The sequence below is a fragment of the Bacillus sp. FSL M8-0266 genome, from assembly GCF_038613425.1.
Lineage (GTDB): Bacteria > Bacillota > Bacilli > Bacillales > Bacillaceae > Bacillus > Bacillus pumilus.
Genome location: NZ_CP152015.1, coordinates 803,734 through 818,572, shown reverse-complemented (window position 1 = coordinate 818,572; position 14,839 = coordinate 803,734). Strand labels below are relative to the sequence as shown.

Here is a 14,839-nt window from a genome sequence, read left to right as displayed (position 1 = left end):
CTCCAATGATCAATCTGTCTGTTTCGATTGAAAGTGATCCTTTGTTTCTTCAATAATTTCTAATACCCTTGGGGTTGTTTCCTTTAACTGATTGACCTGTTCATTTAAAAATGACAAATCATCTGAGACTGTTCGCATCAGCTGCTTCGTTTCTTCCATCTTTTCTTTCATGCAAGCCGATATTCTGCCTGGCTCCTCACGGTACTCATCAAGCTTTTGCTGGCAGTCATTCCATTTTTCTTTGAGTGCAATTCTTGTTGGCCGATGAAATAAAGTCAGCAATGCGCCGCAAGCTGCACCTAAGAGAGCTCCTCGGAGCACGATTTGATTTTTTTCTTCCATCTCGTCTGATCTCCTTTCAGTTAAAGGTGGTTCTCTTTCTTTACATACGTCAAAAAACGGTCAATTCCTGTTTCAATTAATTCATGGACTTCCTCAAAGTTCCCAGTGTAATAAGGATCTGGCACATCATCTCGATCGTCGTCTTCTACAAAATCAAGAAGACGGCCAATAAAGTGATGTTTCCCATAGCCGGCTATACTGCGAAGTGCCCCTACATTTTCAGCATCCATCGCAATGATATAGTCATATGTTGTGATGTCCTCATCCATGATTTGTCTTGCGGACATTCCTTCATAGCTGATGCCTTTTTCATCAAGCAGCTTTCGCGTTCCTTCATGCGGAGGACTGCCTTGATGCCAGCCGCCAATACCTGCTGAATCAATCACAAAGTACTCGCTAAGCCCCTCATCTTCTACTTTTTTTTCTAAATATGGCCTCTGCCATCGGTGACCTGCAAATATTGCCAAGACACACGAATAACACATGAATCATCCTTCATTCTCCTCCTATCTTTTCCCTAAGAGTTCTTTTCGAAAACCTTTTCTCTATCATATCAAGCCCTTTTTCTTTTGGAAACTTTGCAAGAAAAACTCTCATCGGCATTGACAAAATACACAAAAACAGGAGAAACTTTAGGAGAATTATACAAACAAAGGGGGATATTAGATGGGGATAATTGAGCAGTTTGTCACAACGATGAACAATTTTTTGTGGGGGCCTCCCCTGTTGATTTTAATTGTTGGTACTGGAATATACCTCACCTTTCGCGTTCTCTTCATTCAAATTAGATTACTTCCTTATTCTTTAAAGCTCGCTTTTTCAAAACAAGACAAAATATCAGAAGGGGATATTTCCCATTTCCAAGCGTTAATGACGGCTCTTGCTGCAACTGTCGGTACAGGAAATATCGTAGGTGTGGCCTCGGCTGTTATAGCGGGTGGTCCTGGTGCAGTATTCTGGATGTGGTTTGCTGCATTTTTCGGGATGGCCACCAAGTTTGCAGAAGCTGTTCTTGCTGTGAAATACAGGGTCAAAAACGAAAAAGGCGAAATGTCTGGCGGACCTATGTATTATTTAGAGCACGGGTTAAAGCAGAAATGGCTAGGGGTGCTATTTGCTGTTTTCGGTGCCAGTGCTGCCTTTGGGATCGGCAACCTGGTACAGTCTAATTCCATCTCAGGCGTTATGAATTCTACTTTTCAAATTCCAACATGGATAACAGGTATCATCATTACAGCTTTTACGGCACTTGTGATTTTAGGCGGAATTAAAAGCATTGGCCGGGTCACATCTATATTTGTACCGGTCATGGCTTTATTTTACGTCATTTGCGGTCTGATCATTCTTGTTATGAATGCTGATCTTGTTCCAGGCGCAGTCGGTCTTATTTTCTCAGATGCCTTTACCGGTCAAGCCGTGGCAGGTGGTGCAATTGGGACTGTCATTCGCTGGGGTGTGGCACGAGGAGTATTTTCCAATGAAGCAGGTCTTGGGTCAGCACCAATTGCTGCTGCGGCTGCGAAAACGGATATGCCTGCCCGTCAAGCTCTCGTCTCTATGACGCAAGTGTTTATCGATACAATCATTGTTTGTTCTATCACAGGCATTACCATTGTCATGGCAGATATGTATTTAACAGTGAAAAGTGATGCACTCACCTCGTTATCCTTTGCACATTTCCTCGGTCCAGTTGGCTCAACCATTGTGGCAATCGGTCTGCTCTTGTTTGCCTATTCCACCATCATTGGCTGGTCCTATTATGGCGAAAAATGCTTTACATATTTGGCGAAGGATTCGTACGTCATGTATTATCGCATCGTGTTTGTTATTGCTGTCTTTTTCGGTGCCGTGTTTAAAAATGACTTCGTCTGGGGTGTGGCAGATATGCTGAATGGACTGATGGCGATTCCAAACTTAATTGGGCTCATCGGTTTATCAGGGGTTGTCGTATTTGAATCCAAACGAATCATTGATAAGATTAAGCAGGAGAAAAAGGAGAAAAACATCTCCGTATCGTCTTAATAGCCCTTTTATTCTTTTGCTTTTCTGTTAAAATAGACATATTATTCAACACATATGCAGGAAAGGACGTGCCGCCCTTGTCAGAGCAAAAAGCGGCTGAAGTCAATCAGCTGATTGAAGACATTTCGCAAAAGTTAAATATGCTGAACATTGGAGTCATCAAAGCAGAAGACTTCAGTCCAGACAAGTACGAAGATATCGAATTTCTTCACCAAATGGTGATGAAAAAATCTTCATTCAGCCCAAGTGAAATGCAAGCCATCGCAAGCGAGCTAAAAAACTTAAGAAAATAATGGTGCAAAAGGAAACTGTTTTTATGGTCTACACGCAGTTTTCTTACATCATGCACACAAAAAGCCAGCACCCCGCAAGATGCTGGCTTTTTTATATCCTTTTACAACTGCGGTTTATTTCTCAAGCAGTTTTAATGATTCACGGTTAAAGGCTGGAATGTCATCAGGTGTACGGCTTGTCACAAGCTGATCCTGACAAACGACGACCTCTTCGTCTTTAAATTTAGCGCCTGCGTTTTCCATATCGACTTTGATGGATGTATACCCAGTCGCGCCTCTTCCTTCAAGCGCCTTCGCTGTAATGAGCAATTGCGGTCCGTGACAGATCGCAAATACTGGTTTTTTCTCATCCATAAATGCTTTAGTGAATTGGACGTAACGATCATCTGCACGCAGAATATCTGGTGAGAAACCGCCAGGAATGAGAAGTGCATCGAAGTCTTCAGGCTTCACGTTGTCAATAGACGCATCCACTCTCACTTCTGCCTCTCCTTGCTTCCCTTTCACTGTTTTTCCTTTTTCATTTTCAATGACTGTGATCTCATGACCTGCATCTTTAAAGGCTTTTGCAGGCTCGGTGAATTCAACATCCTCAAAGTAATCTGTTAATACAACTGCAATTTTCTTACCCATGTAGAAACCCTCCTGCTTGATTATCGTTTACACTACACACTATACCCGGGCATGTTGAAATCAAACATCCTATCCCTATCAGAAAACCCCTTATGATAAAAATAAGTATTTCGACTCATTCACATTCCCTCAACAAGGTAATTCGTATGATTTATGTTATCTTTACAATAATCTGCAAAAAATAACTACAAAAGTTAACGAAACATTTCTACAATAGGTATTGTGGTCAAAAAAATTAGAAAGGCGGAGATCAGGTGAAGAAGCAAGCACATAGGTCTAAACGAAGGAAAAACCTGTCTATTCTGCTCACTTCCATTATGATGATTAGTCTCATTCTCCCAGCAGTACCTACTCATGCAGAAACAGAAAACGGCAAAGCCGTAAAGGTCAGCATCTTAGCCACAACCGATGTTCATGCGAACATGATGAATTATGATTATTACAGCGACAAAGAAACAAATGAATTTGGTTTGGCAAAAACAGCCGAGCTCATTGACAAGCACCGATCACAAAACCCAAATACACTCCTTGTGGATAACGGAGACTTGATTCAAGGAACCCCTCTTGGAGAATACGTTTACAAACATGAGAAAGACAGCATCATCAATCAAACAAAGGTTCACCCTATTATTCATACACTCAACAAACTAAAATACGATGCAGGAACACTTGGCAATCATGAATTTAACTACGGATTATCCTTCCTTGACGGTACCATTGCGGGCGCAAACTTCCCTATTGTCAATGCGAACGTCAAAAAGCTAAATGGAGAACACCGTTTTACACCTTATGTGATCCAAGATAAAACCTTTAAAGATGCAAACGGAGCCTCACAAACTGTGAAAGTTGGTTACATAGGATTCGTCCCACCACAAATTATGACGTGGGATAAGAAGCATTTAGATGGACAAGTCCAAGTGCAGGACATCGTCGAATCTGCCAACGAAACCATTCCTGAAATGAAAGAGAAAGGCGCAGATGTCATTGTCGCTCTTGCTCATACAGGAATTGAAAAAACCGCTTCACCTAAAGGATCAGAAAATATGATCTTTGACCTTGCCACGAAAACAAAAGGCATCGATGCCATTGTATCAGGCCACCAGCATGGCACATTCCCAAGCGCTGAATATAACGGCGTCGACAAATTCAATGTCTCAAAAGGAACCATCAATGGCATCCCAGTCGTCATGTCAAAAAACTGGGGCAGCTACCTCGGGGTCATTGATTTAACACTAGAGCCTGACGGCAGCAACTGGAAGGTCACAGACGGAACAGGCAAGATCGAATCTGTTGCCGGAGTATCATCTCAAAACAGTACCGTAAAAGACGCCATTCAAACAACGCATCAAAACACACTTGATTACGTGAGAAAGCCTGTTGGCAAAACAGAAGCAGACATTAATAGCTTTTTTGCTCAAGTGATGGATGACCCTTCGATTCAAATTGTGACAGATGCCCAAAAATGGTATGCACAAGAAAAAATGAAGGACTCATCGTATAAAAATTTACCGATTTTATCTGCAGGTGCTCCGTTTAAAGCCGGCGGCCGAAACGGTGTAAACTATTATACAAATATCGCAAAAGGAGATTTAGCGATTAAGAATATCGGCGATCTCTACCTTTACGATAACACTGTGCAGATTGTGAAACTGAAAGGCAGTGAAGTGAAAGACTGGTTAGAAATGTCTGCCGGTCAGTTTAATCAGATCAAACCGAACGATGCAAAAGAACAGCCGATTTTAAACGAGGAATACCGCTCGTATAACTTTGATGTAATTGATGGCGTGACATATCAAGTCGATGTGACGCAGCCTGCTAAATACAGCACAACAGGCACACTTCTCAACGCCAATGCCAACCGCATCAAAAACCTGTCTTACAACGGGAAACCCGTCTCTGACAATCAAGAATTTTTAGTCGTAACAAATAACTATCGTGCTTCTGGCGGCGGAGGCTTCCCTCACCTGACGCAAGATAAAGTAGTGCTTGCCTCAGCAGATGAGAACCGTCAAGTACTGATGGATTATATTATCGAACAAAAAACGATCAACCCAATTGCAGATCAAAACTGGTCTATTGCACCGATCAAAGGCGCAACAGTCACTTTTGAATCTTCTCTTTTAGCCAAACCGTTTGCTAAAGAATCAAGCAGCGTAGACTTTATTCGTAACGCAAGTACAGATGGTCTTGGTGTGTACAAGCTAGCCTTTAAAGACGATGGCACAACAGAACCGCCTACATCAGACAACTGGAATTTAACAGTGATGCATACGAACGATACACACGCACACCTTGATGATGCGGCAAGACGCGCAACAAAGATCAAAGAAGTCCGTGCTGAAAACAAGAACAATATTCTATTAGACGCTGGAGATGTCTTCTCTGGTGACCTGTACTTCACAAAGTGGCAAGGGCTTGCCGATCTGAAATTGATGAACTTAATGAAATACGATGCCATGACGTTTGGTAATCATGAATTTGACAAAGGTCCTTCTGTACTCCGTCAATTCCTGACAGGTGATGCATCAGATGTCGATCCGAAAAACCGTCATCAATTTGAAAAGCCTCGATTCCCGATCGTGTCATCAAACGTGGATGTCTCGAAGGAAAAACAATTGAGTGACTTAATGAAAAAACCAGCCTTATTTAAAGCTGGTGAGAAAAAAGAAGCCGGGATTTACCCTTACATCCTGCTCGATGTAAACGGTGAAAAGGTGGCCGTATTCGGTTTAACGACTGAAGACACAGCCATTACATCCAGCAGCGGTCCTAACATTCAATTTAAAGATGCGTACAAGAAAGCAAAAGAAACAGTCAACACCATTCAAACAGAAGAAAAAACCAATAAAATCATAGCGTTAACACACATTGGCTACAACCGTGATCTTGAGCTCGCTCAAAAAGTCGATGGGATTGATTTAATCATTGGCGGTCACACGCACACACTTGTAGAAAAATTAAAGGTCATCAATAAAAAAGAACCTACGATTGTCGCTCAAGTGAAAGATTATGGACAATTTTTAGGAAAAGTAGACGTAGCCTTTGACAAAAAAGGTGTCATCCAGCCAAAAGAATCTTCTTTTGACCTGATTCCGATCGATGACTCTGTCAAAGAAGATGCAGAGGCAAAAGCGATCCTTGATGGATACAAAGCAGATATTCAAGATTTAAAAACAGAAAAAGTCGGCCATACAGATGTTCTTTTAGATGGTCAACGTGAGCATGTCCGTGCGAAAGAAACGAATCTTGGGAACTTTATCGCCGACGGCATGCTGCAGAAAGCGCAAGAATCTGCTGGAGCTGACCTTGCCATCACAAACGGCGGCGGTATTCGTGGAAGCATCGAAAAAGGTGATATCACTTTAGGTGATATTTTAACGGTGATGCCTTTTGGAAATACACTTTATGTCGCAGATTTAAAAGGCAGTCAAATTAAGAAAGCTCTCGAACAAGGGCTGTCAGGCATTGAGGAAGGCGGTGGCGCATTCCCTCATGTAGCTGGCATTGAATATACGTTTACGCTCAGTAAACCAGCTGGCAGCAGACTAATTGATGTGAAACTGAAAGATCAAAAAGGTCAACTGACAGACATTGATGATGAGAAAACATACCGCGTAGCCACAAACGCATTTGTTGGCACAGGTGGCGACGGCTACAGCGTCTTTACAGAAGCCTCTCACGGTGAAGACTTAGGGTATGTCGACTATGAAATTTTCAAAGAGCAAATTGAAAAGGCAGACGGTCAAATTTCGCCTGTTATCGATCACAGGGTGAAAGAAGTATACCTTCCTCGCGTGAAAGGAAAAGGCGCTTATGACATTCAAGATGATAAGAAATTCCAAACGTATGTACAGCATACAAACAAAGCATTGCTCTATCTAGACAAAGCAAGCAAAGCGAAAAACGTTCAATTGTCTCTATCAAAAGCACAAGTAGCCGAGCTGAAAAAAAGAGAGCAAGATCCAAACGTCACCATCTATCATGACAAAGTGGGGCTCGCATTACCGCTCTCGAATTTGTCCGAGACAAGCGCAGATATATGGATGACAAAGACGGATAAAGTGAAAAACGCATTAACGGATACGTATGATTTCCAAATCAAACAAGACAAGAAAAAGGTTTCGACCTTTAAAGACCCGGTCACACTATCCTTTACACTAGACGAGCCTCAAAAGGCGAAAAAACCTAGTGTATATTATGTGGATCGCAAGAAAAATCGTTACACCAAAACTAGTAATGGATCATTTGAAAACGGAGTCGTATCAGGTCAAACTGAGCACTTCAGCGAATACACGGTCCTTAACCAAAGCGGGGCAGCTGGAACAACTCCAGATCAAACTGGCGGAGACGGCGGAACAACAGCACCAGGCGGAGGGACAGGTACAGATCCAAACCAAGATGGAACAGGCCTTCCTGGCGGCACATTGCCGAATACTGCCACAATGATGTATACAGCTGTATTGATTGGCGTGCTCATGCTCGCTGCTGGCGGTATCCTATATTACTACCAGCGCAAGCGTACAAGAAAAAATGTATCATCCTAAAGGAAAAGGACAGAGCCTATGCTCTGTCCTCCAGATTGTTGACAAAGGGCTAAAATGATCTTGATTTTAGCCCTTTGTCTTCTTTTCAGCTTGATAGAAAACCTTTGAAGTCTAGGAAGGACGAGTACTGGCGCGGAGCGAATTTGACATTCGTGAGCACCAGCACGCAGGACTGACACCGAATGCAAGGGTTTGCCTACATGCTGAAGGACAGAGCCTATGCTCTGTCCTCTTTTCTTGGAATAAGACATCAATCTTGAGATAAATAGATCCAATTGCGGTCGTCGAATTCTTTTACATCATCTGACCCTATATGCCGAAGCATCCTATTAAAGAACATCATGTCATTTTCATCATCGACATCATATAAATCCTTTAAAACATAATCTCTCGTAATAAAATTCGTTAAGTCCGTATTATTTACTAAATCAGCAAAAAAACCTTTTACCATCGTTAAATCCTCTTCACTTAATTATTCATCATTGATAATGGAAATATGAAAAACATTCAAAATCGCTTGTATATCTTCTTCATCGATATAACATAATGGCTCTAGCTTTCTGTCTTCTGCCGTAAACGGTTTTCGCGTATCTTCAATGATGACATAACATAAAATCTGATGATCTTTCATCACGCTGAATATTTCTAAGTCTCTTCATTTTAGTGGTCTATTTAATCTCATCATCTTTCCTCCTGAAAATGGTGATCTATTCGTCGTCTACTTCTCCCAAAACCTGAAAAGGACAGAGCCTATGCTCTGTCCACTTTTTCTCTTCTTGCAAAATCGACGAATCTGAAGCGGTCTAATCGGTGACGGCTTTCTGTGTATTGAAATAAACTTGTATCTTCTAAGAACACGTAATTCTTCACAACGACGACATGGTCAAACCCGTTCAAATCAAGATACTTGGCGTCCTCTTCTGTACATGGCTCTACCACAAATTCCTTTTGGGCATAGCTGATTGATACACCGAGCTCTCCTTCAATATACTCGTAGATGGATCCTTCGCATATGTCCTTCGACAAGACCGACACATGCTTTTGCAAAAAGTAATCCTTGTCTAAAATCACTTCTTCTCCGCTAATATTACGAGATCGAATGACTTCCCAGACATCCTCCTGCCCATTAATTTTCAGCTGAGACTGAATATACTGATCCGGTTTGATTAAACCAAATTCGTGAACCGTCGTAACGGTCTTTCGGCCAAGCGTTTGGGAAAGTTCTTTAAAGCTGACAAGACCCGAGACTGGGAATTGCATTTTCTCTCGATTCAGCAAGACAGAGCCTTTGCCGCGGATTTTTTGGATATAGCCATTTTGCACAAGGATATTTAATGCCTTTCTTACCGTCTCACGGGATGTGTCATACATCAAGGACAGCTCATGCTCTGATGGCAAAATGCCTTTATCCTGCCATTCACCTTGTTCAATTCGTTTTGCGAGCTGATCATAAATCACTCGAAACTTATTCTCTTTCATTTTCCCTCCGCCCCATTTTCTAGCGTTTGGTTAAATGATAAACGATTGACTCGTATGGACGCAACGTAAATCCCTTCATATCTGCCGGTGCATCCTCATAATTGGATAACAGCACTTGCCCCTCCATCTCATCTACAGCCTGCATAAGCTCATCAGGAAGCGTAAAGTCCGTCTCTCCTGCATAAAAGTGATTGATCACAAGAAGCTTCTCCTCACCGCTTTCTCTCACATAAGCAAAAATCTTTGGATCTTCTGCTAAGAGTAAAGTGAAGCTTCCATATGTGATCACATCAAGTTCTTTACGCAGCCTGCAAAGGGCTTGATAATGATAGAAAATAGACGACTGGTCCTTTAACGAAGTTTCGACCGAAATGTCGTTATTGGCTGGCTCAATCCAAGGTGTCCCTTTTGAAAAACCTGCGTTCTTTTCTGAGGTCCACTGCATCGGTGTTCTCGCATTATCTCTTGACTTGACCTGTAAAATGGCGAGCGCTTCTTCCTTTGATTTCCCTTTTTCAAGCATAACTTCATACATATTGAGTGATTCGATATCGCGGTAAGATGAGATGTCCTCAAACTGAGGATTCTTCATGCCAATCTCTTCCCCTTGATAAATATATGGAGTCCCTTGCATGAGATGAATGGTGGTCGCCAGCATCTTCGCTGATTGCTGATGGTATGTTTCATCATCACCGTATCTTGAGACGATACGCGGCTGATCATGATTGCACCAGAAGAGCGCATTCCAGCCGCCGCCCTCATGCATTTTCGTCTGCCACTCAGACAGAATCGACTTCAATTCCTGAAAATCAAATGGTGCGAGGGCCCATTTTTCTCCGTTTGGATAATCGACCTTTAAATGATGGAAATTAAACGTCATATCCAGCTCCTGCCGATCCGGTCTTGTATACCGAATGCAGTCTGCAATATTCGTTGAAGACATTTCTCCAACTGTCATGCTGTCATATTTCGAAAAAACCTCTTGGTTCATTTCGTGCAGAAACTCATGAATTCTTGGACCATCCGTATAATACATTCGGCCGTCTCCTTGCACAGACTGCCCGGCGTCATCTAAGAAGCGTTGATCCTTTGAGATGTTGTTGATGACATCCAGCCTGAATCCATCAATTCCTTTTTCAAACCAAAAATGCATGATGTCATATACTTGCCTGCGCACCTCATCCTTTTCCCAATTGAGATCCGCTTGGGTGACATCGTATAAATGAAGATAATACTCTCCTGTTTCTTCATCTAGCTCCCATGCCGGACCGCCAAATTTTGACTGCCAATCATTCGGCGGTGATCCGTCCGCCTTGGGCTCCTTCCAAATATAATAATCTCGATAAGGATTATTCTTTGACTCGCGTGATGCTTGAAACCACTTATGGAAAATGGATGTATGATTGACGGCTAAATCCATGATGACTCGTATACCTCGATCATGGGCTTCTTTCAGCATGTGTTCAAAATCCGCCATTGTGCCGTACATGTCATGGATTTTTGTATAATCACTAATATCATAGCCGTTGTCATGCTGCGGGGACTCATACATTGGCGTGAGCCAAATACAGTCCACCCCAAGCTGTTTGATATAATCGAGCTTTTTTGTCACACCATTGATATCGCCTGTACCTGAGCCCGTTGTATCTAAAAAGCTCTTCGGATAAATTTGGTAGACCACCGCTTTTTTCCACCACGGTTCGTTTGTTTGTTGTTTCAATTTCCTTCACCACCACTAGTTAAGTTCTTGTGATACATCTTTCTTCTTTTTCAACTTTGCATACAAAAGGGTTCCGATGAATGGGGCGATGAGGACAATGACCATCCCTATCGCAAATGCGCCCCAATATTTCGGGATAATAGAGAAGATTCCTGGAATGCCTCCAACACCAACTGAGCTTGCCAGCACCCCTTGAGAGGCGATAAACATACCGGCTAAACCAGAGCTAATGAGTGCGAAAATAAATGGGAATCGGTAGCGCAAGTTGACGCCAAACATTGCTGGCTCGGTAATTCCTAAGTAAGCAGAAATACTTGATGTGAGTGAGAGACCTTTTTGCTTTTCATCTTTCAAAACAAACATCATCGCAAGTGCGGCTGATCCTTGTGCAATATTAGACAGTGCGAGCATTGGCCATAGAAACGTGCCGTGCAGTTTTGAATTAATCAATTGAATATCAACAGCAAGGAACGTATGATGCATTCCAGTAATGACTAACGCCGCATACAAACCGCCGTATAATAGACCACCTAGTGCTGCGAACTGCTGGAATACAGCGACAAGTCCAGATGTTAACACGTTGCCGATTGCAAATGTAATAGGTCCAATGACGATAAAGGATAAAAAGCCAATAACTAATAACGTAATCGGAGCAACCACTAATAGCTGAATGCTTTCAGGTGTCCGTTTTGTGATAAACAATTCGAGCTTCGCTAGTAAATACGAGGCGACGAGTATCGGAAGAACCTGTCCTTGATAGCCTACCTTTTGCACTTCAAGTCCAAACAAATTCCAGACTGGAATCTCACCGGACTTTTCAGCCGCTCCATAACCCCACGCATTTAATAAGTCCGGGTGTACGAGCATCAGCCCAAGAACCATCCCTAAAAGCGGATTTCCTCCAAACCGCTTCACGGCTGACCAGCCGATTAATGCGGGCAGGAATGTGAAGGCAGTGCCTGCAATCAAGTTGATCATATTCGCTAAATCAGCCCATGCCGGATACACATCAACAATCGATTTTTGATCAAAGAAAATATCAGGAGCTGTTAAAATATTATGAATCCCCAATAATAAGCCGGCTGTGACGATGGCAGGAAGAATCGGAATAAAAATATCCGCAAGCGTTTTCACAGCACGCTGTAATGGATTTAATTTTTGATCAGAGGCACGCTTCACATCCTCTTTTGTGGCTTCCCCAATCCCCGTCTGTTTCACCATTTCGGCATATACCCGATTGACGACCCCTTGGCCGATCACCACTTGGTATTGACCGTTCGCTGAGAAAGATCCCTTCACTTCTTCTATTTGTTCAAGTGCTTTCTCATCAACCTTTCCTTCATCCTTCAGCACAAAGCGCAGCCTTGTCACACAATGTGTCGCTTGATCAATATTTTCTTTGCCGCCGATGGCTTTCACAATCTGATCTGCTGCTGCCTGGTAATCAGCCATGCTATCCCCTCCGAGATCGTTTTTATAAGAAAAAAGAACCAAGAAAACTTGTATATACATGTTTGATTATTATTTTATATTTGTATATACATGTAGTCAATAACAAAATGTAGCGCTTTCATAAAAAAAGCCCCCTCAATGTGCTCAGGAGAGGCAGCGTGTCATCATCTTTTTTTATGCTCCGTTAATTTTTCGTAGACCCTGTTTTTATAAAAGGAGGAGGCTGGACGGGCAAAAGTTTGGCGCTTAGATGTGAGTTCATCCAGTCGTTTTTGTTTTTCTTCACATATGAGAGAAAGCTTTTTTCTTTCCTCTCCGTCTATACTGGAGTGAAGCAGCTCTTTGACGGTCATGAGTTCTTTTTTCAGTGCTGTTTCTTCCCCAGCAAAGCCAGCATTTTTCATCATCCGGTAGCCCATTCTTAATTCTTCAGGTACATGAGCAGCGTCATCTTTAGGCAGAGGTTTGCCAAAGCCAGATAATCCTTCAAAAGCCCCGTGATCCATCGCTTTTTTGATCCGTTCTTCTGATAATCTCTGCGCAAAATCCATGGCGTTCTCCTTTCGTCTGAAACGATTTGATTTATCATAGCAAAAAAGCTGACTCTCTCACAAGAGTCAGCTTTCTCGTTATTTATTGTCGATTTTGAAAGTAGAAACCATATGTGCTAAGTCCTCTGACATATCAGAGAGCTGTTCAATCGCACTTGAAATTTGCTGCATGCCAGCACTTTGCTGTTCTGTTGCTGCCGCTACTTCTTGAGAGCTGGCTGCATGTTCTTCTGACACAACAGAAATTTGTTCAATCGATGTAGAAATCGTTTGATATGCTCGTTCTACCTGCTTAATGGATTGAAGCAAATTGTTCGTTCTGCTTGCAAATTGAGACACTCCGTCGTAAATACCAGTAAAGTTCTGTGACGTGCCTTTCATTTGCTCACGTCCTTCTTCCACTGCTTTACTGCTTTCCTCTACGCTTTCAAGAACGCGCTGACTGTTTTCCTGTGTGCCGATGACAAGGTCTGAAACGGTTTTAGCCGCATCCGCTGATTGCTCAGCTAACTTGCGCACCTCATCTGCCACAACAGCAAACCCTTTTCCTTCTTCTCCAACACGTGCCGCTTCAATTGAAGCATTCAGTGCAAGCAGATTCGTTTGGGCTGAAATGTCCGTAATGATCGAGATGACACTTTCAATCTCCGTTGAATGAGATTGTAATTCTTCTGCTGCCTGCTTTGAGTTGGTCATCTTATCATGTAGCATATTCAGATGATCAAGCACATGGTTCACTAATTTTTGACCAGATTCTGACTGCTCTTGTACGTCAGATGAAACAGATTTCATTTCATCGACTTCTTTTGTGACGCCTTCGATTTGAGTATCGATCTCAGCAACGGATGTCGTACAATCCGTAATATTTGCGACAGAATCATTGATTCCTTCACTCATATTCGTCATAGCTTCTGATACTTGCTGCGCACTTTGACTCGATTCGGTCGTCACCGTACGAAGCTGTGATGACATTTTAGACACTTCACTAGATGAGTGAGAGATTTTCGAAATAAGCTCTTTGATCCGCCCCTGCATCTTTTGGAAGGATGCGGCAAGCTGGCCGATCTCATCTTTACTTTCAACCTCTACCATACCAGTTAAATCACCGTCAGCAATTCGGTTCGCTGATTCCATCAAGGAACGTGCTGGTTTCGCAATTCTTCTTCCCATAAAGAATGAGAAGAGTAATCCACCGATGAGCACAATGGCAGAGGCCACTGTGATATAGATCGTCAGCTTCTTCGTTGTTTCTGGCACAACTGACGCATCTAAATCAATTCCTAAAATACCCGTCAGCTCACCGCCTGAATCTTTAATTGGTAAAAAGACTGATTTATGTGTTCCAAATGAATCTTTGTAAATATCACTTTTGACTATTTTATCTTCAGAAAGAGCTTGTTTCATCTCATCTGAAAATACATAATCTTGATCAAAATCATTTTCTTCCCCGGTTAATATAATAATTCTTTCTTTGCCGCCTTTATTAGATAGCACGTATAAGTTCTCAAGCGTATGATCTTCTTGAAGCTCTGTGAATTTCTTTTTGACCTCCACATAAAGGGGATCATCTTTCCCACTAATACCAAGGACGTTCCCATCCAGATTATCGATCTCTTTCTTCGCTGTATCAACATCTGTTGTTAATCGATAATCAAATTGCTTTAATAACTGGGATGATAAATCCTGGCTGACTAGATAAAATGTTAGAACGAATAGTGCAACGGTTGCGAGTAATGTTACGACAACGACTGACATGATTTTAGAGGATATCGTGAGTCCTCCAAATTTCCTTTGTTTCGCCAT

The 14,839-nt window shown here is 42.3% G+C and carries 10 protein-coding genes and 2 pseudogenes; 3 read left to right on the top strand and 9 right to left on the bottom strand.

The features are described 5' to 3' along the window. Positions 1-9 precede the first annotated feature (9 nt). Both MKY83_RS03860 and MKY83_RS03855 read right to left on the bottom strand, forming a co-directional pair. A complete protein-coding gene (locus MKY83_RS03860) occupies positions 10-342 on the bottom strand; it encodes a YtxH domain-containing protein (RefSeq protein ID WP_003218013.1) in 333 nt (110 codons plus the stop codon). Between the two features lie 20 nt (positions 343-362). After that, positions 363-834 (bottom strand): annotated as a pseudogene (locus MKY83_RS03855) (low molecular weight protein-tyrosine-phosphatase). A 174-nt stretch (positions 835-1,008) separates the two neighbouring features. On the opposite strand from MKY83_RS03855, the gene MKY83_RS03850 reads away from it, so the two are divergent. After that, positions 1,009-2,364: a sodium:alanine symporter family protein gene (locus MKY83_RS03850; protein ID WP_044139738.1), complete on the top strand. Its 1,356-nt coding sequence runs from the start codon at positions 1,009-1,011 to the stop codon at positions 2,362-2,364. 77 nt (positions 2,365-2,441) lie between these two features. Further along, complete coding sequence (locus MKY83_RS03845) at positions 2,442-2,657, top strand: DUF1128 domain-containing protein (RefSeq protein WP_003214000.1); 216 nt, start codon at positions 2,442-2,444, stop codon at positions 2,655-2,657. Between the two features lie 114 nt (positions 2,658-2,771). Here the strand turns inward: MKY83_RS03845 and MKY83_RS03840 are convergent, their stop codons facing one another. Further along, entirely contained in the window at positions 2,772-3,290 is a 519-nt protein-coding gene (locus MKY83_RS03840; RefSeq protein ID WP_003214211.1) for a type 1 glutamine amidotransferase domain-containing protein, read from the bottom strand. 254 nt (positions 3,291-3,544) lie between these two features. Here MKY83_RS03840 and MKY83_RS03835 point away from each other — a divergent pair, with 254 nt between their 5' ends. Next, on the top strand, positions 3,545-7,834 hold the full coding sequence (locus MKY83_RS03835; protein WP_106067741.1) for a multifunctional 2',3'-cyclic-nucleotide 2'-phosphodiesterase/3'-nucleotidase/5'-nucleotidase: 4,290 nt from the start codon (positions 3,545-3,547) through the stop codon (positions 7,832-7,834). Between the two features lie 250 nt (positions 7,835-8,084). Here MKY83_RS03835 and MKY83_RS03830 read toward each other — a convergent pair. The 6 genes and pseudogenes from MKY83_RS03830 to MKY83_RS03805 form a co-directional block, all read right to left on the bottom strand. Next, positions 8,085-8,465, bottom strand: a pseudogene (locus tag MKY83_RS03830) (terpene synthase). Positions 8,466-8,584: 119 nt separating this feature from the next. Next, positions 8,585-9,313, bottom strand: a complete 729-nt coding sequence (gene treR, locus MKY83_RS03825; RefSeq protein ID WP_044139741.1) for a trehalose operon repressor — start codon at positions 9,311-9,313, stop codon at positions 8,585-8,587. Between the two features lie 19 nt (positions 9,314-9,332). Further along, a complete protein-coding gene (treC, locus tag MKY83_RS03820) occupies positions 9,333-11,033 on the bottom strand; it encodes an alpha,alpha-phosphotrehalase (RefSeq protein ID WP_342488174.1) in 1,701 nt (566 codons plus the stop codon). Between the two features lie 15 nt (positions 11,034-11,048). Next, entirely contained in the window at positions 11,049-12,485 is a 1,437-nt protein-coding gene (treP, locus tag MKY83_RS03815) for a PTS system trehalose-specific EIIBC component (protein WP_106067738.1), read from the bottom strand. Between the two features lie 164 nt (positions 12,486-12,649). Beyond that, a complete protein-coding gene (locus tag MKY83_RS03810) occupies positions 12,650-13,036 on the bottom strand; it encodes a DUF1992 domain-containing protein (protein ID WP_034665171.1) in 387 nt (128 codons plus the stop codon). Positions 13,037-13,114: 78 nt separating this feature from the next. Beyond that, positions 13,115-14,839: a methyl-accepting chemotaxis protein gene (locus MKY83_RS03805; RefSeq protein ID WP_003214104.1), complete on the bottom strand. Its 1,725-nt coding sequence runs from the start codon at positions 14,837-14,839 to the stop codon at positions 13,115-13,117.